The organism is Bifidobacterium cuniculi, assembly GCF_000741575.1.
GTDB classification, from domain to species: Bacteria; Actinomycetota; Actinomycetes; order Actinomycetales; family Bifidobacteriaceae; genus Bifidobacterium; species Bifidobacterium cuniculi.
On the sequence record NZ_JGYV01000006.1, the window covers coordinates 12678 to 34600 of the forward strand.

At 66.1% G+C, this 21923-nt stretch carries 15 protein-coding genes and 1 tRNA gene; 5 read left to right on the forward strand and 11 right to left on the reverse strand.

Translation table 11 applies throughout. The features are described from left to right. Positions 1–69: 69 nt before the first annotated feature. The 5 genes from BCUN_RS04820 to BCUN_RS04840 all read right to left on the reverse strand — a co-directional run bounded on the left by BCUN_RS04820 (position 70) and on the right by BCUN_RS04840 (position 9787). Positions 70–1386, reverse strand: coding sequence for an MFS transporter (locus tag BCUN_RS04820; RefSeq protein ID WP_033516373.1), 1317 nt, complete (start codon positions 1384–1386; stop codon positions 70–72). Between the two features lie 704 nt (positions 1387–2090). Next, positions 2091–2714 (reverse strand): TetR/AcrR family transcriptional regulator, encoded by a 624-nt coding sequence (locus BCUN_RS04825; protein ID WP_033516362.1) that lies wholly within the window; start codon positions 2712–2714, stop codon positions 2091–2093. Between the two features lie 35 nt (positions 2715–2749). Next, positions 2750–3598, reverse strand: a complete 849-nt coding sequence (locus BCUN_RS04830; protein ID WP_051920795.1) for a histidine phosphatase family protein — start codon at positions 3596–3598, stop codon at positions 2750–2752. A 112-nt stretch (positions 3599–3710) separates the two neighbouring features. Further along, the gene (locus BCUN_RS04835) at positions 3711–4982 is read right to left on the reverse strand and encodes a glutamate-cysteine ligase family protein (RefSeq protein ID WP_033516361.1); all 1272 of its coding nucleotides are present in this window, start codon (positions 4980–4982) and stop codon (positions 3711–3713) included. A gap of 194 nt (positions 4983–5176) precedes the next feature. Further along, positions 5177–9787, reverse strand: coding sequence for an acyl-CoA dehydratase activase-related protein (locus BCUN_RS04840; protein WP_033516360.1), 4611 nt, complete (start codon positions 9785–9787; stop codon positions 5177–5179). Between the two features lie 302 nt (positions 9788–10089). On the opposite strand from BCUN_RS04840, the gene BCUN_RS04845 reads away from it, so the two are divergent. Then, complete coding sequence (locus BCUN_RS04845) at positions 10090–10878, forward strand: hypothetical protein (RefSeq protein ID WP_051920800.1); 789 nt, start codon at positions 10090–10092, stop codon at positions 10876–10878. Between the two features lie 257 nt (positions 10879–11135). On the opposite strand, the gene BCUN_RS04850 is transcribed toward BCUN_RS04845, so the two are convergent. The 3 genes from BCUN_RS04850 to nrdD all read right to left on the reverse strand — a co-directional run bounded on the left by BCUN_RS04850 (position 11136) and on the right by nrdD (position 14854). Next, positions 11136–11423 (reverse strand): helix-turn-helix domain-containing protein, encoded by a 288-nt coding sequence (locus tag BCUN_RS04850; protein WP_033516359.1) that lies wholly within the window; start codon positions 11421–11423, stop codon positions 11136–11138. A 231-nt stretch (positions 11424–11654) separates the two neighbouring features. Further along, positions 11655–12356 carry an anaerobic ribonucleoside-triphosphate reductase activating protein gene (nrdG, locus tag BCUN_RS04855; RefSeq protein WP_081895545.1) on the reverse strand — a complete coding sequence of 234 codons (702 nt, stop codon included), beginning with the start codon at positions 12354–12356 and terminating at the stop codon, positions 11655–11657. 104 nt (positions 12357–12460) lie between these two features. Further along, a complete protein-coding gene (gene nrdD / locus BCUN_RS04860; protein ID WP_033517313.1) occupies positions 12461–14854 on the reverse strand; it encodes an anaerobic ribonucleoside-triphosphate reductase in 2394 nt (797 codons plus the stop codon). 418 nt (positions 14855–15272) lie between these two features. On the opposite strand from nrdD, the gene xseA reads away from it, so the two are divergent. Then, positions 15273–16574 carry an exodeoxyribonuclease VII large subunit gene (gene xseA, locus BCUN_RS04865; protein WP_033517311.1) on the forward strand — a complete coding sequence of 434 codons (1302 nt, stop codon included), beginning with the start codon at positions 15273–15275 and terminating at the stop codon, positions 16572–16574. 108 nt (positions 16575–16682) lie between these two features. Further along, entirely contained in the window at positions 16683–17000 is a 318-nt protein-coding gene (locus tag BCUN_RS04870; protein ID WP_033517309.1) for an exodeoxyribonuclease VII small subunit, read from the forward strand. Positions 17001–17068: 68 nt separating this feature from the next. Here BCUN_RS04870 and BCUN_RS04875 read toward each other — a convergent pair whose 3' ends face one another. Then, on the reverse strand, positions 17069–18088 hold the full coding sequence (locus BCUN_RS04875) for an endonuclease/exonuclease/phosphatase family protein (protein ID WP_033517307.1): 1020 nt from the start codon (positions 18086–18088) through the stop codon (positions 17069–17071). A gap of 327 nt (positions 18089–18415) precedes the next feature. Here BCUN_RS04875 and BCUN_RS04880 point away from each other — a divergent pair. Together BCUN_RS04880 and BCUN_RS04885 are read left to right on the forward strand one after the other, a co-directional pair. Beyond that, positions 18416–18488 (forward strand) — tRNA-Arg (locus BCUN_RS04880). Between the two features lie 314 nt (positions 18489–18802). Next, positions 18803–19513 carry a DUF4391 domain-containing protein gene (locus tag BCUN_RS04885; protein ID WP_033517305.1) on the forward strand — a complete coding sequence of 237 codons (711 nt, stop codon included), beginning with the start codon at positions 18803–18805 and terminating at the stop codon, positions 19511–19513. A gap of 112 nt (positions 19514–19625) precedes the next feature. On the opposite strand, the gene BCUN_RS04890 is transcribed toward BCUN_RS04885, so the two are convergent. Beyond that, complete coding sequence (locus BCUN_RS04890) at positions 19626–20591, reverse strand: Ppx/GppA phosphatase family protein (protein ID WP_033517303.1); 966 nt, start codon at positions 20589–20591, stop codon at positions 19626–19628. A 30-nt stretch (positions 20592–20621) separates the two neighbouring features. Then, on the reverse strand, positions 20622–21824 hold the full coding sequence (locus tag BCUN_RS04895) for a pyridoxal phosphate-dependent aminotransferase (protein WP_033517316.1): 1203 nt from the start codon (positions 21822–21824) through the stop codon (positions 20622–20624). Between the last annotated feature and the right edge of the window lie 99 nt (positions 21825–21923).

Consider the following 21923-nt stretch of genomic DNA (forward strand, 5'->3'; position numbering starts at 1 on the left):
CAGTCGTACCAGCACTGTGCGCGCTGTTCCATGGGCGAACACGGCCGGGCTGCCCAAGGCTGCCGGGGATTACTTGACGCCGCGGATCAGCATGATGAACACGCAGCCGAGCAGTGCGAAGGCGATGGCGATCGGGAAGGCGAAGGCGTAGCCGAGGGAGAGAGTGATGGCGGACATGAGTACCGGGCCGAGCATCTGGCCGAGCGTGGTCGCCAGGTTGAGGATGCCCAGGTCCTTTCCTGCTTCTTCCTTGTTGGGCAGCACGTCCACGTTGAGCGCCTGGTCGACGGACGAATAGACGCCGTAGCCGAGGCCGGCGATGCCCGCGTAGAGCAACATGCCGGTGGTGGTGGGCCAGACCCAGGGCATGGCGATGCCGACGGCGAAGAGGACGGAGGCGATGACGATCGGCACCTTGCGCCGTCCGATCATGTCCGAGAGCGGACCTGCGGCGATGGAGCCGACGAGGGAGACGACCATGGTGATCACGGACATCGTGGAGATGACGACGCCTGCTTCCTTGGTCCCCAGCCCCACGTAGTTCTCGAGGATGTACAGCTGGTAGATGGTGATCATCTGATAGCTCAGCAGCATGCACAGGCGGCCGGCGAAGGCCTTGTAGAAGTCATGCGCCATGGAGAACTTCGGCGGCCGGAAGCTCATGACGACTTCACGCAGGCCGTCCTTCTGGCGCGGCAGGAAGTCGGCGGGGGCTTCCTTGGGCAGGACGACGACCGCGACGATGCCGGACAGCAGCATGAGGACGCCGGCGAGCACGAAGCCGGGTACCTGGTTGGCGATGAAGACGGCGCCGATGAGCGTGCCGATGGGCGAGCCGACGGTGGAGCCGGCACCGTAGAATGCGGACATCGTACCACGTACGCCCATGGGGATGCGGTCGGAGATGATGGCCACCATGGGGGCGAGCATGCAGTTGAGGCCGAACATGCACAGGCAGTAGACGATGGTGATGAGGACCGGGTTGAGCGACATGCCGGTCAGGAAGAGGGTGACGCCGCCAAGGACCGCTCCCCCGAGGATGAAGGGGGTGCGCCTGCCGCGCCGCGAACGGGAGCGGTCGGAGAAGTTGCCGAACATGAGGTTCGAGACGAGCGATGCGACCGCGGTGCAGGAGTTGATGATGCCGACCAGCGCCTCGGGTGCCACGCCGGGCACGCTCTTGAGGTGTTCGGGCAGGAGGACCGCGGAAACGATGCCCAGGCCGCTCATCCACAGCAGGCCGAAGACGAGGAAGGCCGCGGCATAGCGCGCCTTGGTGCGTGACGGCATGGGCTTGCCCGTCTCGGGAGACAGGTGCGGGTCCCGGCGGGCCGCTTCGAGGTTCTTGTTGTAGATGGCCAGTCGCACGCCCAGGTCCACGGGCATGGCCGCGCTCTCGGCCGCCCCCAGGGCGACGCCCTCGTCCACGATCGCTTCGTCGAGTTCACTGCTGGCGATTGCACTGACCGCATCGGACAAGGGTCGTGCCGCGGCTGCCGGTCGCCCGGTCGGCCCTCCATGCTTCGGCTCACTCATGATCCGGTTCCTTTCGTCCTCGTCGACCGGCAGTTCCGCGCCACTGCGAATCTGCCCCATTTATATCTAACAGATGTTAGATATAAACATGATATCGATGTGCCACGCCTCGTCAAGCTCGAGGAATTATGGCGTGTCTTGGCTGAAATACAAGGATTTGACGCTATATCTAATAAAAATTAGATACATTTTCGAAGGAAAGTGGCTCTTCACGTTTTAGTGTGTGAGGGCCGGGTGCCTTCAGGGATCCTGCCCGAGTGTCGGGACGGTGCGAGCCGTATGCGCCGTACCACCCCCGGAGCCATGCGCTGCAGTCGCTGGACACCGAGTACAAAACGCAGGTTCAGTTTGCGTTTTCTACTCGGCACCCGAAATGCGGCGTGCCAAGTGGAGAGGAGACATGAGCTCAGGGACATGCCTGCACACCCAAACGCGAAGAGCCAGAAAAGTCATACTGACCTCTGGTGCCAGGGGCATCACGACATGGTCCGGGTGGGTTCGGCGTTGCCCGACGAAGATTCGGGCGTAGGCGTCAGGCGAGGCGTCGCAGGCTGTCAGCGGTAGCCGTCCCAGATGGGGGACGGGAAGATCATCCGCTCGAAGACCAGCCATTCGTCATACAGGTCGACCGGCGGCAGGCACAACCAGCGCATCTGCACGCCGTCCATCGCCTCGATGACGCGCCTCACGTACGGGCGCATGCCCGGGTCCCACTGCCCCACTTGCGGCGGGATGCGCCACGGGTAGCGCGAATAGTGCTCCCAGATGTTCTCGGGACGGTTGCGGTAGTAATCGTGCAGGGGATGGTCGGGATTCACCGATTCGATGTAGAGCATGAGGAAGAGCTGCACCATCTGCCGCTGGGCGGCATTGTGGCGGACCAGGAATCGCAGATAGGCGGGGAACAGCGGCGCCTCGGGGTCACTGCCGGGCAGCCCGGACGCCATGAACTCGGCGGGAGTGCCGTGCGCGTCATACATGTCGGTGATGAGCAGGGACAGCAGCCCCTCCTTGTTGCCGACGTAATGCAACAGGCCCGGCTGGCTCATGCCCACTTCCTCGGCGACGTCCTTGAGCGAGATGCCGTTATAGCCGCGTTCCGCGACGAGTCTGGCCGTGGCCTGCTCGATTTCCCGCATGCGTTCCTCGGGACTCTTGCGCACTCGTTTCGTCACCATGGAGGTCAAGTGTAGCTGGCGCACGGACGGCATGTTCAGCGGCGACGGTTGCGGCCGCGGGTCAGCGGGGCGTCGTCGGGGATATGGCGGTCGACGTTGCGTACGGTGGCGAGCAGGTCGCCGTTGGTCAGCAGCTGGCGGCGGAACTCGCGCCACGGCTCCTCGCGGATTTCCCACTTGCCGTCGACGCATACCGGCTTGGCGACCTGCACGAAGCGCAGCCGTCCGTGGGTCTTGCCGGTCACCGGGTCCTTGCGTGAATAGTGCAAGCAGGTGCAGTTCGGGATCGCCCACTGCGGGTCGTGGCTCATCTCCAGGTACTGTTCGTCGCTGAGGTCCTCGATGGTCAGGCGCAGCGCGTCCATGAAGTCGCCGTGCGTGACCATGACCACGGATTCGCCGTCTGCGTTGCGCGACAGGTCGTTGAGCAGGTTCTGCACGCGGTTCTCGCTCACGTCGGCGATGCTTTCGCCGGCCGGCGGACGCCAGTACAGCGGGTCGGCCTCGCGGAAGTCCCAGTTGTTCGGGTACTGTTCGCGGAATTCCGTGCGCGGCCGCGTGCTGATCTCGCCCCACGAGCGTTCGCGCAGCAGCCGGTTCTCGCGCCAGCGCGCGCCGGGCAGTTCCATGTTCACCGCCGTCTCGCGGGCGCGGATGTACGGGGAGACGAGGTACTGGTCGAAGGACTCCTGCTTCGAGACGAGCCAGCGGCCGATGAGGTGCGCCTGGCGGCGTCCGGTGCCGGTCAGGCGCCAGGAACGGTCGGGCACGGTCACCAGCTCCTGGGTGAAGACCTCGTCGTTGCCGTCCTCGTTCGCCTTCACCAGCTTGTTCTGTTCGGACTGGCCGTGCCTGACCACGTACATGTCCATCGGCATCCTCATGCACCCACCTCTTCCTTTGCATTCCTTGCGATCCTTGGTTGCACTGCGTCCCATTATGGTCGCTTTCGCGGGACCGCGCAGGTTCGGCCGGCAGCGGGATGCCGAGGACGGATCAGCGCTGGAAGACGGCCGGGTGGAGCGGGTCGCCGGGGACGTCGGCGCGCACGTCGTCCAGGGCGAGCAGCTCCCGCCAGTGGTCCAGCGGCTTGCCGTAGGGGCGGGCGTCGGCGCCGTCGGCCTGCAGCACGGCCTTCGCGGCGTGCACGTCCTCGCCCTTCAGGCCGCTGAAGTAGCTCTCGAGCGCGGTGCGCTTCGCGGGGTCGTAGAATAGGTCGGCCACAATCTGGGTGAGGCGTTCGGCACGTTCGACGGGCAGGGAGTCCCAGTGGCGCATCTCGATGAAGTTCTTGAGGCGCACGTCGTTGAAATGCGTGCTCAGCACATGGTTGACCTCGTACTCGTTGAGCTCGCGGTCCGGGTAGACGTCACCCGCGGTTTGGTAGAAGGCGGCGAATTCGAGTTCGCGGGAGGGCCGTCCGACGGCCTCGGGCGTGTGCGTCAGGTCGGCGAACATGAGCGGTGTGCCCAGCACGTCCGCCGCGTAGTCCTCCCAGCCGAAGCGCTCGTCGTACAGGCCGGGCGTCACGTTGGTGCGCTGCACGTCCAGGTAGTCCCACATGCGCTGGCGGCACAGGGGCCACGGGTTCTCCACGCCCTCGAAGTACGGGGTGTTGCGGAAGAACCAGGCGAGGATGGGGCCGATGGCGGTGCCCAGACGCATCTTGGCGATCGCGTCGGTTTCGTCCACGTAGTCGATGCTCACCTGCGTGGAGGCGGAGGCGCGCATCATGCAGGGGCCGAACTGGCCGATGCGGCCCAGGTATTCGGTCATCGCGGCATAGCGCAGCTTCGGGTTGACGGGGATGTCCTCGAAGGAGGTCTTCGGCTGGTAGCCGTATTCAATCAGGCGGAAGCCGAGGTCTTCCATGATGGGGTCCGCCTCGCCGCGGAAGCGCCGGTAGATGCCGAGCAGGTCCTCCGGCTTGCGCAGGATGCCGATGGAGGCCTCCACCTGCCCGCCCGGCTCGAGCGAGATGCCGATGCCCTCGCGGCCCAGTCCCACCAGGTGGTCGTCCTGCCAGTACTCCTTGGCGGGATCGTAGTAGGGGCGCAGGCGGCGCAGCAGCTCCTCCACGCCGGCCGGCTCGAAGTAGGTCACCGCCGTGTCATCCGCATTGTGGACGGGCAGGTGTTCGATTTCCACGCCGAAGCCACCGGTGCCGCGCTTCGAGCATCCCTCCTCGAAGAAGCGCACCAGGCTGCGCACGTGCTTGGGATTCGGCCGCACCAACAGGTGCGCGTACGAGATTCGTGGTGTCGTCATAACCGCCCATGGTAGCGCGGTCAGCTGGTGACACGACGGGCGCGTTCACGGAAAAACCGATAACGTGTGCAAAACTTGCACATACACAAGAAATTGTTCATTTTTCTGAACAAAATCTAGGGCGAGCAGCACAGGCGGCCCGCGGCCTAGATTTTGTTCAGAAAAATGAACAATTTCTCGGGAAAGGCGGCCCGCTAACGGGAGGCTTCGGCCGCGGCCTTCTTCGCGGCGGCGATCATCAGCTTGATGCGGTTGAGCTGGTTCGCCTCGCTCGAGCCGGGGTCGTAGTCGATGGACACGATGTTCGCCTGCGGATACATGCGCCGGATCTTGCCGAACATGCCGCGGCCGGTCACATGGTTGGGCAGGCATGCGAAGGGCTGCGCGCAGATCACGTTCGGGCAGCCGGACTCGATGAGCTCCACGATTTCGCCGGTCAGCAGCCAGCCTTCGCCGGCCTGCACGCCCAGGGAGGTCACGGAGGCGGCCTTGCGGGCGATCTCGCTCATCGGCGCATCGTTCTCGAAGCGGCGCGAGGCGTCGAAGGCGGAGCGGATCGGCTTCATGTACATGTCCACGAGCTTGCGGTACGCGTCATACATGGCCGACGGGCCGCCGGTGCCCAGGTGCCGCTGGTTCCAGTCGTTGATATAGGGACGCTGGGTCATGAAGTCCAGGATGCCCGGCACCACCGCCTCGCAGTCCTGCGACTCGATCACGTCCACCACGTGGTTGTTGGCGTCCGGATGGTACTTGACCAGGATCTCGCCAACCACGCCGACGCGCACCTTGCGCTCCTCGGTCGTCACCGGCAGCCGGTCGAAGGTCTGCACGATCTTGCGACACAGCGCCGGATAGGTCCAGTGCAGCCTCCCGAAGAGCATCTGCGCCGTACGTGAGTTGCCGTGGTGCTCCAGGGTCTCGCGCACGATGGCGTTCCACCGTTCGTACAGCCGGTCCGCGCTGCCCGGATGCGCCTCGTAGGGGCGCACCCGGTAGAGGCACTTCATGAGCAGGTCGCCCAGGATGAGCGCCTTGGCCGCGCGGTGCAGCAGCGGCAGCGTGGGCGTGAAGCCGGGGTTGTCCACCAGTCCCTGCGTGGAAATGGCCAGCACCGGCACCTGCGGGTAGCCGGCGTCCACCAGCGCCTTGCGGATCAGGCCGAAGTAGTTCGTGGCACGGCACATGCCGCCGGTCTGCGAGATGGCGAGCGCCGTGGTGTCCGGGTCGTAGCGGCCCGACTTGATGGCCTCGACGAGCTGGCCGACGGTCATGATGGCCGGGTAGCAGGCGTCGTTGTTCACGTACTTGAGGCCGGTTTCCACGTCCTGCTTGTCGGCGGTCTCGAGCACGTCGAACTTGTAGCCGGAGGCGCGCACCGCGGCTTCGACGAGCCGGAAGTGGATGGGGCTCATCTGCGGGGCGACGATGGTGTGCGTCTTCTTCATGCCCTTGGCGAAGGGCGCACGCTTGGCGTAGTGGCTGAGCGTGGCCGTCTGTTCGCGATGCTTCCTGGCGTGCGGGTTGTCCGGCATGACGGCGTCGAGCATGACCTGGCGGCCCGGCGTGGGCGCCTCACTGCCCGTGCGGCGGAAGCCGCCGCGGTTGCGTTCGCGTTCCTCGATGGCGGCCTTGAGGGAGCGCAGGCGGATCTTCGCGGCGCCCAGGTTGGTGACCTCGTCGATCTTGAGCATGGTGTACACGTCGGCCTTGTCGGCGAGGATCTCGGCGACCTGGTCGGTGGTGATGGCGTCGAGGCCGCAGCCGAAGGAGTTGAGCTGCACGAGTTCGAGGCCCGGGTAGTGGGCGACCACGTCGGCGGCCTGGTAGAGGCGCGCATGGTAGGCCCACTGGTTGGTCACGCGCAGCGGCATGGTGACCTTGCGGTCCTCCACGTGACGGAACCCGTCGGCGTTCCTGGCGCGCGGGTCCTGCTCCCCCGCCGCGAGGAAGGCGGTGAGGTCCGGCTTGGCGGTGGGGTCCATCCAGCTGATGGAGTCCTCGGAGAGCACCACCATGCCCAGCGAGCAGATGGTCTCGGGGATGCCGTGGTTGACCTCCGGGTCCACGTGGTAGGGGCGGCCGGCGAGCACGATGCCGCGGCAACCGTGCTCCTTCATGTAGGCCAGGGCACGCAGGCCCTCCATCTGCACGTCGTGCTTGAAGACCTTGTCCTCGGCGTAGGCGGCAGCCACGGCGGTCTCCGCCTCCAGGCGGCTCACGCCCGCCCAGGCGAACTCGTCGACGATGCGGTCGACCATGAGCGCATGGTCGGCGAGGTTGAAGTAGGGGTGCATGAAGCGCACGCCCTCCTCGCGCAGTTCCGCCATGTTCGCGCCCACCACCAGCGGGTAGTTGGCCACGACCGGGCAGTTGTAGTGGTTGTCGGTGCCCTCGACGAGGTTCTCCTCGTAGGTGATGCACGGGTAGAAGACCGTCCGGATGCCCTTGCCCAGCAGCCACTTGATGTGCCCGTGCACGAGCTTGGCCGGGTAGCAGATGTTCTCCGAGGCGATCGACTCGATGCCCGTCTCGAAGAGTTCGTGGTTGGAGCGCCCGGAGATGACGACCTTGAAGCCCAGCGACGTGAGCAGCGTGAACCAGAAGGGGTAGTTCTCGTACATGTTGAGCACGCGCGGGATGCCGATCTCGCCGCGCGTCGCCTTCCTGTCGGTCAGGCGGCGGTACGCGAAGGCGCGCTTGTACTTGTAGTCGTACAGGTTCGGCCGGTCGCTGCGCTTGCGCTTGGCGTCGCCGCCGCGCTCGCAGCGATTGCCGGTCACATAGCGCGAACCGTCGTGGAACGTGGTGATCGTCAGCTTGCAGTGGTTCTGGCACAGCTTGCACACGTCGCGCTCGGTGGTCATATCCAGTTCGTCGAGTGCCTGGCCGGACAGGATGGTGGAGACGGTATGCTCGCCGCCGGCGACCTGCGCGGTCGGCGCCTCGCCGGAGCGCGCGTCGCCGTCGGTGTCGTCGGCGACGTCGTCGTAGTGCATGCGCGCGGTCAGCGCCGCACCGTAGGCGCCCATGAGGCCGGCGATGTTCGGCCGTGTCACCTCGCGTTCGGTGAGCAGTTCGAAGGCGCGCAGCACGGCGTCGTTGAGGAAGGTGCCGCCCTGCACGACGACGGTGTCGCCCAGTTCGCCGGAGTCGCGCAGCTTGATGACCTTGTACAAGGCATTGCGCACGACGGAGTAGCACAGGCCGGCGGCGATGTCCTCGATGGAGGCGCCTTCCTTCTGCGCCTGCTTGACCGACGAGTTCATGAACACGGTGCAGCGCGAGCCCAGGTCGACGGGCGCGGTGGAGGCGAGCGCCGCCTGCGTGAACTCCTCGATCGTCAGCCCCATGGACTGCGCGAAGGTCTGCAGGAAGGAGCCGCAGCCGGAGGAGCACGCCTCGTTGACGGCGATGGAGTCGATGACGCCGTCGTTGATCGCCAGGTATTTCATGTCCTGGCCGCCGATGTCGATGACGGCGGTCACGCCGGGGCTGGTCATCTCCGCGCCGCGGTAGTGGGCCATGGTCTCCACGACGCCTTCGTCGAGGTGCAGGCCGGTGGTGATGAGTCCTTCGCCGTAGCCGGTGGCGCAGGAGCGCGCGATCCACGCATCCTTCGGCAGCTCACGCTGGATGGTGCGCACGATGTCCACGGCGGCGGTCAGCGGGCTGCCGTCGTTGGTGGCGTAGGAGGACCAGACGATGTCGCGGTCGTCGTTGACGAGGGTCGCCTTGATGGTGGTCGAGCCGGCGTCGATGCCGAGGAAGTGAGGGCCGGTGGCGCCTTCCAGGGTGCCGACGTGCACGTGTTCGCGGTGGTGGCGCGCGTCGAAGGCGGCGCGGTCGGCGTCGGTGGCGAACAGCGGAGGCATGGTGTCCGCGGCCGACGGCTGCGTGCTCAGCCGTTCGAGCGCGTCGATGATCTCGGTCGCGGTGTGGGTGCGCGCACGTGAGGGGTCGTCGAGCCGGTCGGGTTCGTTCAGCGCGAGCGCGGCGCCGTACGCCACGTACAGGTGCGCGTCGGTGGGCGTGACGAACTCGTCGACCTTCCCGTCGAGGGCGCGGCGGAAGGCTTCGCGCAGTTCGCTCATGAAGAAGAGCGGGCCGCCGAGGAAGACGACGGTGCCATGGATGGGCCGTCCGGCGGCAAGTCCGGCGATGGTCTGCGTGGCAACGGCGGTGAAGATGGAGGCGGCGAGGTCGGGTTTGGCGGCGCCGTCGTTGATGAGCGGCTGCAGGTCGGTCTTGGCGAAGACGCCGCAGCGCGAGGCGATCGGATAGAGCGTCCGGTACTGCTTGGCCATGTCGTTGAGGCCGGCGGCGTCGGTGTCCAGCAGCGTGGACATCTGGTCGATGAAGGCGCCGGTGCCGCCGGCGCACGAGCCATTCATGCGCTGTTCGGGCGTGGGCTTCAAGTAGGTGATCTTCGCGTCCTCGCCGCCGAGCTCGATGATGACGTCGGCCTGCGGGTAGGCGGCGTCGATGGCGTCGGTCTCCGCGATGACCTCCTGCACGAAGGGCACGCCGAGGCTGTCGGCGATGCCCAGGCCGCCGGAGCCGGTGACGGCCAGCGTGAGCGGCTCGTCGGCGCGGCCGAGTTCGGACAGGCGCTGCCTGATGTCGCGCAGGAGTTCCTCCATGGTGGCGCGCACGTTGGCGTGATGGCGGCGGTAGTCGGCATAGACGGCGTCGGCCAGCCGATCGGTGGCGTCGAGCACGACGGCCTTGACGGTGGTCGAGCCGATGTCGAGGCCGATGCGCAGCCCCGGGGTCGTCTGCCGCTGCGGCGTCGTCTGAACCATTGTTACCTCTGTTCCCATGAGACTCTTGAACTCTCAGATTTTAGTGCAGGGTCTGCCTCATGTCACGCAGGTGTTCGCCGACGGTGGGCGGGCGGTGTCCCCTGTCTCTTCAGTGCCGGGCCGTGGTGGCAGTTGACACATTTTTCTGCGCCGTGAATTTGTGTCGGTCCCTGGGCCGCACTTTTCCCGATTGTGCAGGCCAGGGACCGACACATTTTGCATGCCCGGAGAAAATGTGTCCGAGCGGCGGCCGGCGGGCAGGCTAGGATGGCAACAGACATGCCGACGACTGGGGGCCACACATGACCAAGCAGGAGCAGACACTGCCGACCGAGCGGATCGTCATCGCCGAGGAGACCGTGCCGAGTTATGTGCCGCCTGCACCGCCGGCCAGGAAACGGCGGCGCTGGCCAATCGTCGTGGCGGTACTGGTGGTGCTGGCGATCGTCGGCGGCGTCATCTACGCGAACCAGCACACGAAGGCGCTGGAGCGATGCCGCGGTGCGGTCACCAGCTTCAGCGGGGCGCGCAAGTCGCTCATCGACACGACGGAGAACACCAGCGGGATCCGGCAGTTCATCCAGGGAGCGCTGGGCGTCGACGACGCGCTGGACGCCGTGGCCAAGGCGATGGACGCCGCCGAGGGCACCGTCTCCGAGCAGGGGTGTGCCACCAACGCGACGATCACGCAGCTCAACCTGGTGGCGAACGTGCTGGACAGTGCGACCGACTCGCTCAACGACTCGGTCGCGCAGATGAAGAAACAGGCCAAGCAGCAGGCCAGCGAGCTGTTGGGCGGCACGTCGGACCCTGCGGACGGCGACGCGTCCGGCAGCGCCAAGGACACACTGAACGACTCGATTGCGCGGGGCAAAACGCTGGTGGAGCGGCTGCGGTCGGAGTATGCGGACTCCGGCGTGGCGACGACGCTGGCCAACGGGCTGCAGTCGACGCTCGACGCGGGCCAGCAGCTGGTGGAGCGCAGCGGCGTGACCGACACGAAGCTGTACAAGGCGGCGAAGGTCACGCTGGACGAGGCGATGTCGGCGGCCAATGCGTGGATCGACGCGCAGGCGGCGAAGGCAAAGTAGGGTCAGAGGGCTCTTTGGGCGTGACCGGTGCCGCATCCAGTGTCGCCTGACTGGACACGATCAGGTCGATGCCCTTTGCGTGTGGCCGATGCAGTGCTGGGCTGACGGTACTTTCCGGGAGCCGGACAGTACCGTCCGACGAATTCGCGCGGCGTGCAGTGAGGCATCGGGCACGAGGCGAAGGCGGCTGCGTCACGAGTGACGGTGGCAGCCATGCCTCCGGACTCCGCCACGGCTCTGAACCGCGAGCGCAGACGTCACTCCACGGGATGGCGCAGGTTGGGCCACGGCATCGGGGCAAGCTCGTCCAGGCTCACTTCGAAGACCTCCGCAAGGGCCATGATGTTGTGCAAGGTGGGATTGGCAGGGGTGCCGGGCTTGGACTCCCCTTTTTCGAATTTCTGGTAAGTGTACCTGGACATGCCGGCAGCCTCGGCCACGCGCATCTGCGACATGTGCCTGCTGGTGCGCAGGCGTTGCAGACGGAGACCCAGCTCTTTCGCGAAGAGGGTCCATTCGTGGTCGTCCGGTGTTTTCTTCGGCATACGGGTAAAGGTAGGAATGCAATTCGCTCGGTATGCCATATGGATATGGCTTGGCGAGGTGCCGTACACCACTTCACGTCCAGGCTGTCCTCGATGACATACTGTCGAAACCACTGGCCGCGGCGCCGTAATTCATGATGCCGCAATTTTGCCATATCCATATGGCGTCTTGCGCCTAGGATAACCGACTTCCGCGGGAATGTCGAGGGTGTCGTGCCGCCACTGACGTGCTCAGCTGGCGTCACCCTCGCCGGCGGCGCGCTCGTGGCCGTAGATCTCGGGGATGAAGCGTTCCTGGTCGTGCAGTTTGGACCAGATCACCACCTTGCCCTGTTCCAGACTGGCAGGCACGTCGATGATGCGCTGGTTGCTCGAGCCGCGGAACTGCAACAGTGAGTCATGCAGGGTCTTGATGTAGCGGCCGTCGACGAGGATGTCTACCTGCCCGAGCAGGTCAAGCTTGTCCTGGGTCTCGCCGTCGCGCATGAGCTCTTCCCAGGTGTAGCCGGTCCAGCACCAGATGTCCTTGGTGTGGCCGAAGCGTTCGCGGATCCTGCGCGTCAGGGGCAGGAGCACGCCGGTGTTGAGCAGGGGTTCGCCACCGAGGAAGGTGATGCCCTGCACGAAGCTCTGCGACAGGTCGTCCATGATCTGCGCCTCGAGCTTGTCGTTGTATTCGTGGCCCGCCTGGAAGTCCCAGATCGAGGAGTTGTAGCATTCCTCGCAGTGGAAGGGGCAGCCGGACACGTACAGGGAGCAGCGGATGCCTTCGCCGTCGGTCATGAGGAAGCGCTTGTAGTCGGCGATCATGTTATGGCTCATGCGGTTGGTCCACTGGCCGGCGCGGGGGTTGTTGGTCAGGGGGCTGGGCACGCTGGGTCCGCGGTATTCCTTGGTCTTGACGAAGTCGTGGCGCGGTGCGGCCTGGACCATGGGTTGGAATGCTCCTTCAGGGGGTGTGGGGAATGCGGGATTGGGGCCGTGAGATTTTGTTCAGAAAAATGAACAATTTCTCACGGTGCTTCGTACGGCGGCTGCTACTTGGTCTCCTCGAACCACTCGCGGGTCTCGCCGTCGGCCAGGGTCACGCGGCCGGTCTCACCGGCCATGTGCTTGACGCGGTGGGAGATCTCCTCGTGGCGACCGTGCACCATCGGACGCTGCACCGGGTTGCCCAGGTAGCCGCAGGTGCGCTTGGTCACGTTGCACTTGTCCGGGTCGGAGTTGCCGCACTCGGGGCACTTGAAGCCCTCTTCGGTGGGCTCGAAGTCGCCTTCGAAGCCGCACTCGAAGCAATGATCGATCGGGGTGTTGGTGCCCAGGTAGCCGATGCCGATGTTGTAGGCGTAATCCCACACGGCTTCCAGCGCCTTCGGGTTGGCCTGCAGGCACGGGAACTCGCAGTAGTGGATGAAGCCGCCGGCGGCGTACTGCGGGAAGTCCTTCTCGTAGTTGAGCTTCTCCATCGGGGTCGGCTGCAGCCAGACGGGATAGTGGAAGGAGTTGGTGTAGAAGTCGTGGTCGGTCACGCCCTCGACCTCGCCGAACTTCGCGCGGTCCATGCGGTTGAAGCGGTCGGTCAGGGACTCGGCCGGCGTGGAGTACACGGAGTAGTGGTAGCCTTCCGCAGCGGCCCACTCGTGGCACAGGTCGTTCATGCGGCGCACGATCTCGAGCGCGAACTCCTTGCCCTGGGGGTCCCAGCCGTGGTCGCGCATCCAGTTCTTGCCGTAGAACACGGCGGTCGCCTCATACAGGCCGATGTAACCCAGGGAGATGGTGGCGCGCTCGTTGCGGAACAGCTGGTCCACGTTGTCGTTGGCTCCGAGGCGGCCGAAGGCGCCGTAGCGGAACAGGGTGGGGGCGTTGACCGGGGTGGCCTGCTTGCAGCGCATGATGCGGAACTGGAGGGCCTGGTGGGCGGTCTCCATGCGCTCGTCGAAGAGGCGCCAGAAGCGGTCACGGTCGCCGTGGGACTCCAGCGCGATGCGCGGGATGTTCACGGTGACGACGCCCAGGTTCATGCGGCCGTCCTCGACGTCCTCGCCGGTCTCGGGGTCGATCCAGCCCTGCAGGAAGGAACGGCAGCCCATCGGGGCCTTGAAGGAGCCGGTGATCTTCACGATGTTCTCGTAGAACACGACGTCCGGATACATGCGCTTGGTGGAGCACTCCAGCGCCAGCTCCTTGAGGTCATAGTTCGGGTCGCCCTGGTCGGCGTTGACGCCGTGCTTGATGGTGAACACGAGCTTGGGGAAGATGGCGGTGTGGCGATCCTTGCCCAGGCCGCGGATGCGGTTGAGCAGGATGGCGCGCTGGATCTCGCGGGCGAACCAGTCAGTGCCCAGGCCGAAGCCGACGGTCACGAAGGGCGTCTGGCCGTTGGAGACGCGGTTGGAGTTGATCTGGTACTCCATGGTCTGCATGGCGTCGTAGATGGCCTTGCGGGTCATGATCTTCGCGTAGACCTCGCGCAGCTGGTCGAGCGGCGGCAGCTCGGTGTCGAAGGGCTCGTCCATCGGCAGCGGCTCGCGGTTCTCGAAGTGCAGCCAGCGCGGCTCCTGCGCCTTGAGTCCGGCGACCATGTCCTCGGCGACCTCGACGGGGGTGGAGTCCGGAATCATGGCGTGCGCCATGTCCATGTTCTTGGCGTAGTCGCGCTTGGCGTATTCGGCGAGCATCTCGTCGGCGCGGTTGACGGTCTGGCCGCCGTACTGGGCGCCGGCGATATCCTTGATGATCTGCGTGATCTGCGTGGCGGCCGTGCCGATGGACTTCGGGGAGTCCATCATGGCGTTGCCCAGCGCGAAGCCGTGGCGCAGCATGTCGCCGAAGTCGGGCAGCGAGCAGTTGTTCATCGAGGTGAAGGGCGAGTAGTCGGCGTCGTGGAAGTGGATGTCGCCCTTCATGTGGGCGTTGGCGACGGCTTCCGGCAGCATGGCGAAGGCGGAGGCCTTGGAGACGGCTCCGGCCAGCAGGTCGCGCTGCGTGGCGTAGACGTTGGAGTCCTTGTTCGCGTTCTCGCGCACCAGCGACTCGTCCTTGTTCACCAGGCGCTTGACGGCTTCGTTGATGTCGGTGACCTTGGCGCGCTGGATGTCCTTGTCCAGGCGGTAGGTGGTGTAGGTGCGCGCCACCTCGTACAGGTGGTCCTCGATCAGGGCGTGCTCCACGAGGTTCTGGATGTCCTCGATCTTGGCGGGGCCGTTGTAGCGTTCCTTGATCTCCCCCTCGACCTGGTCGGCGAGGTCGCGGATCAGGCGCTCCTCCTCCGGGCCGACTTCCTTGTCGAGGTCGGCGAAGGCGCTCTTGACGGCCACCACGATGTTGATCGGGTCGAAGTCGACGATGCGACCGTCCCGCTTCTCCACCAGCACCTTGGCTGCGGTCCTCGGCCTGACCTGGATCCCGTCCAGAACATGAGCTTCCATTCGCATTCCTTTGCTCTCGGGGGCCGGCGTCTCCGCCTGCCCGTTTTGGGCCGCGCTCGACCCTGCACGGTGAGGGGAGCGCGTTGATGACTGATACGACTCTAGCCCTAGATGTAGTGCGACGCGCCGAAAAAACCACAAGATGTCGTGTTTCGGGCGTGTCGCAAAGCCGATTTTCCTTGTGATTCCAGCGAAACCTCCGGGAGCGTCACCGGGTGTGATTCAGGACACGTCCGTCGTCTGTTCGCCGCTCGCAAAGCCCGGTCCATTGTGCCGGGAGGCATGGATGGGCAGCGACGTCCGCCGGCGGCGTGACGGCCCGGCGAAACGGCCCCGTCCTTGGGGTTTTCAGCGCAAGGAGTACAACACGCCGCGTTCCTGGCTTGAAGATGTCGGATGACTGGTGGAACCTGTTGGTATGGCTTGGAACAATGGATATGTCGCGGGTGCAGCACCCCGCGCGGACATGCAGGCGGCGGTCCCGGACGCCGCCCGGCCGTTGCCGCAATATGCGCGCGACACCACCCCGGAGAATCCGTGGCCCGTGCATGTGCTCAGCCAGCACTTCCACGATGCCGTGGAGCGTTGGCCCGCGACCTGGATCGAGGGGCAGATCACCGAGATCAACGCCCGTCGCGCCACCTCCGTCTACATCACGCTGCGCGACAGCACGCAGGACGTCTCCATCTCGGTGAGCGGCTTCGGCGCCTTCGCACAGATGGCGCGCGCCTTCAAGCAGGGCGACCGCGTGGTCGTGCACGGCCGCGCCGACCTGTGGGTGAAGGCGACGCGCCTAAGCTTCCGCGGCGACGACATCCGGCGCATCGGCACCGGCGACCTCAAGGAGCAGATCGACCAGCTGCGCATGAAGCTCAAGGGCGAGGGCCTGTTCGACGAGTCGAACAAGGTGCCGCTGCCGGAGTTCCCGCGCACCATCGGCCTGGTGTGCGGACCGGGCGCACGCGCCGAGGGCGACGTCATCACGAACGTGCGGCTGCGTTGGCCCACCGTGCGCTTCAAGCTGCAGTACACGCACGTACAGGGCCCGCAGTGCCCGCCGGAGGTCATCGCGGCCATCCAGGCGCTGGACGCCGACCCGGAGGTGGACGTGATCATCGTGGCCCGCGGCGGCGGCGCCTTCGAGGACCTCATCGGCTTCTCCGACGAGGGCGTGGTGCGTGCCACCGCCGCCTGCGTCACGCCGATCATCTCCGCGATCGGCCACGAGGACGACTGGACGCTCATCGACCTGGCGGCCGACGTGCGCGCCTCCACCCCCACCGACGCCGCCAAGCGCGTCGTGCCGGACGTACACGAACAGCAGCAGCTCATCGCGAACGCCATCGGCGCCATGCGCATGCGCATCGGCGCCATGGTGGACAACGAGATGCGGCTCATCGAAGGCTACGCCAACCGTCCGAGTCTCACCCAGCCGCAGACCATGCTGGAACGCTACGAGCGCGAGATCACGGACGCCACGCAGACCATGCGCATCGGCCTGACCCGCGTCATCGACGAGGAGCAGCTGCGCGTGGAAAAGCTCAAGGCCACGCTCACCGCCCTCTCGCCGCAGTCCACGCTCGACCGCGGCTACGCCGTCGTGCAGGGCGTCGACGGCCACGTAATCGACGACGCCTCCGACATCGCGGTCGGCGACGAACTGACGATCACCCTGCGCGCCGGCGGCGTCGTGGCGCAGGCACAATCCGTCACGCAGTAGACGGCATCCCCTGCCGAGTAGCCGCCAACCAGCGGCCGACCGGCACCAAACCGAGAACGACCCATCAGCAACGGCCCGCCAACCGGGCACCAACGGGAAGGAAACACCATGGCCGAGGAGACCATCATCGAGGAGCAGGAAACCGTCGAGACGCCGCAGGCGGCGTCGAGCCTGACGCAGGAGGAGCGCGACGCCATCGCGCAGATGCCGTACGAGGAGGCGCGCGACAAGCTCATCCAGGCCGTGCGCGCGCTGGAAAACGGCGGTCTGAGCCTCGACCAGTCGATGCGCCAGTGGGAGATCGGCGAGGCCCTCGCCCAGCGCGCCCAGTCGGTGCTCGCCAGCGTGCGCGCCCGCCTCGACGCCGCCCAGCAGGAGCAGGCCGCCACCGCCGACACCGCCGGCACCCAGGCGAACCTGCAGTAAGCACCCATGTCGCCCCTTCTGGAAAAGTCACGGAAAAACGAGATGTTCCCAGAAGGGGCGACAGCCAGCTACTCCCCCACCTTCGGGAACTGCAGGGTGGCCAGCAGGGCACGGTGGTCGGAACCGGCGATCGTCTTCGCCTCCACCTGCCCCACCGTCACGTCCTTGCCGACGACGATGTGGTCGAGGCAGACGCCTGCGGGCACCATCTTGCGGTCCATCGGCCAGGTGAACACCATGCCGTGGCCGCTGGCGACGGTGGCGTCCTGGTAGTCGGCGCCGAGCATGTGCCGGAAGACGGCATGGTCGGTGGTGGCGTTGAAGTCGCCCATGAGCACGTAACCGCCCTTGCCGGTGAGCGTGCGCAGTTCGTCCACCGACGTGCTCCACTGCTTCCAGGTGGCCGGGTTCGGCGAGGTGGTGTGCACGCTGACGAAGCGCTCGAAGAGCCGCCCCTGGTCGAAGGCGACGGTGCCGGCGGGCATGAAGGACGCACTGGAGTTGAATTCGGCGTCCTGCGGGCTGTCCAGCGGCGTGGCCGACCACAGGCCGTTGCCGTACACGCCGTCCGAGGAGGCGACCACCGAATACGGCAGCAGCATGGACAGGCCGGCCTCCTCCAGCTTGGCGACGAAGTCGTCGGTGGTTTCCTGCAGCGCGAGCACCTCGACATGCTGGTCGCGCACGAGGTCCACGATCTGGCCGGCGTCGGCCTGCCCCTTGTAGACGTTCGCCGTCATGACGCGTGCCACGTTGTCCGTGGTGTCGGCGCGCGGCCGGGACATCGCCTGCAAGGTGTCGGTGCCCAGGGAGGGGCCGTTGACGAAGTAGGGCATCTGCCAGGACACCTCGAGGGCGATGCAGCCGGCCGCCACGAGGAGGGTGAACCAGCGGTGGGTGATCAGGGAGAGGATGGCGGCGAGCAATGCCACTACCGTGAACCACGGGGTGGCGGCCACGATGACGGGCACCCACGGCAGGGTCTGCAGGGACATCGGCAGCAGGCGGGCGGCGCACCCGAGCACGGCGACGAGGGCGAAGAGCGCGGCGAGCGCCTCGAGGATACGATGGCGGCGTTGCAAAGCCAAAAGCGGCCTCCTTTTCGGTGGCGGATGGACTCCAGGCCGGCAGTGTCGGCCCCACGAATATGCGACCATCCCCGATCGACTCGGGAACGATCAAAGGCACCGATGTCGGGCCTGCGAACGCTCGGCCGCCTCGTGGCCGGTGATGCCTGCGCGTCGCAGCCCGGTCGGGCCCACGAATGCGTGAACCATCCATGTGACAGATATGACACTAGTCGGTCGCACCGCCCACGTGCATCATTCCTTGGGCTGATTCACGCCTGTTTCATGCAACGTTTCACGAATGTGTGGTGCCTCGGCCGCATCGTGGTGTATAATGTCAGCTTGTGCGCCCTGGTAGCTCAGTGGATAGAGCACCGCTCTCCTAAAGCGGGTGTCGCGCGTTCGAATCGCGTCTGGGGCACTGCATCTCCCCGGGGATTTCTCGTTTTTACGGTGATTGGCTTCGGAGAGTCGTTTTTGGGCGATACCCCCCAGCATGGGTGTTGGAAAATGGCCATTTTCCAACACCCATGCTTGGGGGGTATCGCCCAAAAACGACTCTCCGAAGCCAATCTCACCCTTGCAGGCCCCCTCCACCTTGGATTCCAGGCAACATCCTCGCTCCCAGTGCCTGTTCCAACGCAGTGAAACCGAAAAACGAGAGATTCGCGGAGCGGCAGGACCGCTTCGACTACGCTGGAAAATCGAAACCGCATATGGAAAGGCTGGCCGACGATGACGATGGCGACTTGCGGCACGGTGACCGCACTGACATTGGGACTTCCCGCATCCTGCGCGGTCCCGGAGGCAAAGGGCGCCCTGCCCAAGGGCGTGTTCGTGGCGAAGGCGCCGGCATCGGCAAAGACCAAGCAGCATCTGGCCCATGACGTAGCGCGCATCGTGATGCTCGCCCTGCTGCGCCCCGCGAACACGGGACTCGAGGCCGGCACCCGCATCCCCGAGGTGCTGGTCATGGGCCTGGAACTGGCGGACGGCACCCACGAAGCACCGCAGGACGTGGTGGGGCTGATCGCCGCACAGCGCAAGTCGGGCATGCTGTTCGCCTGCACGCGAACCCATCCCGACCTCGGCGACCAGGTGGCCTTCGCCGTGCGACGCGCCCTGCCCGGCCGCGCCGGTCACACCCCCACCTACCACGTCTACGTCACCGACTGGCAGCCTGCCGCCGACGCCCACCTGACCATCGCCGGCACCACCATGGACGCCCTCTTCGACTCCCTGTGCTCACAGGTGATCCTCGGCACCCCGGACGCCGAGAACCTGGACGAACGCATCGCCCGCGCCCAACGCATCACGCAGCTCGAGGCGGACATCGCCAAGCTCACCGCCGACCACCAACGCGCCAAGAACCCCCAGGTCCGCAACCAGGCCTATGCGAAGCTGCACAAGGCGAAGCAGGAGCTGGAAGCGCTGCAGAGCGCCTGAGAAACCTCTCGTTTTTCCGTGACTTTTCTCGGGGAGGGGCGCCCCTCCCCGAGAAAAGTCACGGAAAAACGAGAGGTTTCTCAGGGCATGGCCAAACAGGCCCCGCAGAAACTCAGAACCCGAACCTCGTGCGGCCATATTGGTCGAGCCAGCGCAGGATCGCCCCCTCGCGCAAGGCCCACGGGCACACCTCGATCTCCTCGATGCCCAAGGCATCCATGACCTCCACGGCCACGATGCCCGCACCCACGATCGTCTTCGCACGGTCCTGCGTGATACCTGGCAAGGCGGCACGCTGGGCGGGTTCGATCGCCGCCAGGCGCGGCAGCCAATCCTCCAACTGGGAATGCTGCACCACCAGCGCGTCCTCGCGGCCCGACTGGTGCAGTACCGAACCCGCCAGGCGCGCCAGGGAACGAATCGCCTTCGACGTGCCCACCGCATGCGAGGAGAAATCCTCACGCGGTACCGCATCCACCACGGGCGCGATCATCTTGCGCACCTTCTTGCGCGCCGCCGCCACGTCCTTCGCACTGCCCATGCCGCCAGGCAGGAAGTCGCGCGTCACGACGCCCGCACCGGCCCGCGAACTGGCCGCGATCGCCGGCTCCTCATCATCGCCCAGCGCCACCTCCAAGGAGCCGCCGCCGATGTCGATCACCAGCAGGCGCCCCGCATCCCAGCCGTACCAGCGACGCGCCGCCAGGAAAGTCAGGCGCGCCTCGTCGTCGCCGGACAGCACCGTCACGCGCTGCCCGATCGCCTCCTCGATCCGGTGGATGATCCTGTTGCCGTTCGGTGCCTCATGGATTGCCGAGGTCGCCAGCGCCAGCAGCTGCGAGATCTTGTACTGCTCCGCCAGGCGCATCGCCTCGTCGACCGCCGCCAGCAGCGCCTCGACGCCCGACTTCCTGATGCTGCCGTCGTCCTTGGTGTAGTCCATGAGCCGCACCGTCGTCTTGCAGCTGGCCTCTGGCTCGGGACGCGCGCCCAGCACCGCGTCCACGATGAGCATGTGTACCGTGTTCGAGCCGATGTCCAGCACGCCCAGCCGGGTCGCCTTCAGCTTGATGTTCATGACTGCGTCCTTTCCGTCCTGCGACGTGCCCTATGCGTCCGCGGCCGTCCGGTACTTGCGCACATGGGTCACGAAGCGCCGCAGCAGGCTCAGGCCCTGCTCGATGTCCTCGCGGCTGGCGGCATACGACAGGCGCACGTGCGTGTCCGCGGTCGCCTCGCCGAAGTCCGCGCCCGGCGTCAGCGCCACATGCGTCTCGTGCAGCACGCGTTCGCAGAACTCGGTGGCGCTCATGCCCAAGGAGCTTACGTCCACGTACGCGTAGAAGGCGCCGTTGGGCGCCACGTCCACCGGCAGGCCCAGCTCCTCCAGGCCGTGCAGCATGAGGTCGCGTCGCTCCAGCAGCTCCAGGCGGCGCCGTTCGCTGATCGCGAGCGCCTCGTCGTCGAAGCAGGCGACGGCCGCCATCTGCGTGGGCGTGTGCGCGGAGAGGAAGAAGTTCGCTGAGAGGTTGTCCACCGCGTCCACGGCGCGTTCGGGCACGACCATCCAGCCGAGGCGCCAGCCGGTCATGCCGAAGTACTTGGAGAAGCTCGAGCAGACGATGGCGTCGGGGTCGATGGACAGCACGCTGGGCACGCGGCCGCCGTCCTCGGCGCGGTCGGCCAGGTCGAGGTAGGTTTCGTCCACGATCCGCCAGGCGCCGCGGTCGGCGGCCGTGCGGCAGACGTCGCGCAGCATGCCGGGGTCGATGACGGTGCCGGTGGGATTGGACGGCGAGGTCACCATCACGGCTTTCGTGCGCTTCGACCAGTACTCGTCGAGCAGTGCCGGCGTCAGGTGGAAGCGGGTGTCGGCGCTGGTGGGCACGTCAACGACCACGCCGCCGAAGGAGCGCACGAGCTCGCGATTGGTGGGGTATGAGGGGTCGGCGATGAGCACTTCGTCGCCGTCGTCGACGGTGAGTGCGACGGCGAGCAGGAGTGCGGAGGAGCCACCGGCGGTGATGACGATGCGGGAGGGGTCGACCTCGACGTCGTGTTGGGTGCGGTAGAACTGCGCGATCTTCCGTCGCAGTTCGGGCAGGCCCTTGGCCTCGGTGTAAGGTAGGGGGCGTCCGTCGTAAAGGGCGCGCATGGCGGCGACGACCGGCTCGGGGGCGTCGTAGTCGGGCTGGCCGAGGTTGAGCTTGATGACGTCGTCGCCGGCGGCGATCATCACGTCGGCCTGTTCGGCGATCTTCATGGCACGGAAGGGGTGGATCTGGGCGGCACGTCGGGAGAGGCGCGGCATTGGGGCGCCGACGGAGGCCGACGCGGGATTGGAATCGACCGTGCTGTTGTCGCCCTTGGCAACAGGCTCTGTGAGGTTGGCGGTGTTGTCCATGCTCAT

What these genes read in the sequence shown, in the direction of transcription:
- BCUN_RS04820 (WP_033516373.1), bottom strand. Translation starts at nt 1,386, where the DNA reads ATGCCCGTGGACCTGGGCGTGCGACTGGCCATCTACAACAAGAACCTC.
- BCUN_RS04825 (WP_033516362.1), bottom strand. Translation starts at nt 2,714, where the DNA reads ATGGTGACGAAACGAGTGCGCAAGAGTCCCGAGGAACGCATGCGGGAA.
- BCUN_RS04830 (WP_051920795.1), bottom strand. Translation starts at nt 3,598, where the DNA reads ATGAGGATGCCGATGGACATGTACGTGGTCAGGCACGGCCAGTCCGAA.
- BCUN_RS04835 (WP_033516361.1), bottom strand. Translation starts at nt 4,982, where the DNA reads ATGACGACACCACGAATCTCGTACGCGCACCTGTTGGTGCGGCCGAAT.
- BCUN_RS04840 (WP_033516360.1), bottom strand. Translation starts at nt 9,787, where the DNA reads ATGGTTCAGACGACGCCGCAGCGGCAGACGACCCCGGGGCTGCGCATC.
- BCUN_RS04845 (WP_051920800.1), top strand. Translation starts at nt 10,090, where the DNA reads ATGACCAAGCAGGAGCAGACACTGCCGACCGAGCGGATCGTCATCGCC.
- BCUN_RS04850 (WP_033516359.1), bottom strand. Translation starts at nt 11,423, where the DNA reads ATGCCGAAGAAAACACCGGACGACCACGAATGGACCCTCTTCGCGAAA.
- nrdG (WP_081895545.1), bottom strand. Translation starts at nt 12,356, where the DNA reads ATGGTCCAGGCCGCACCGCGCCACGACTTCGTCAAGACCAAGGAATAC.
- nrdD (WP_033517313.1), bottom strand. Translation starts at nt 14,854, where the DNA reads ATGGAAGCTCATGTTCTGGACGGGATCCAGGTCAGGCCGAGGACCGCA.
- xseA (WP_033517311.1), top strand. Translation starts at nt 15,273, where the DNA reads ATGGCTTGGAACAATGGATATGTCGCGGGTGCAGCACCCCGCGCGGAC.
- BCUN_RS04870 (WP_033517309.1), top strand. Translation starts at nt 16,683, where the DNA reads ATGGCCGAGGAGACCATCATCGAGGAGCAGGAAACCGTCGAGACGCCG.
- BCUN_RS04885 (WP_033517305.1), top strand. Translation starts at nt 18,803, where the DNA reads ATGACGATGGCGACTTGCGGCACGGTGACCGCACTGACATTGGGACTT.
- BCUN_RS04890 (WP_033517303.1), bottom strand. Translation starts at nt 20,591, where the DNA reads ATGAACATCAAGCTGAAGGCGACCCGGCTGGGCGTGCTGGACATCGGC.
- BCUN_RS04895 (WP_033517316.1), bottom strand. Translation starts at nt 21,824, where the DNA reads ATGCCGCGCCTCTCCCGACGTGCCGCCCAGATCCACCCCTTCCGTGCC.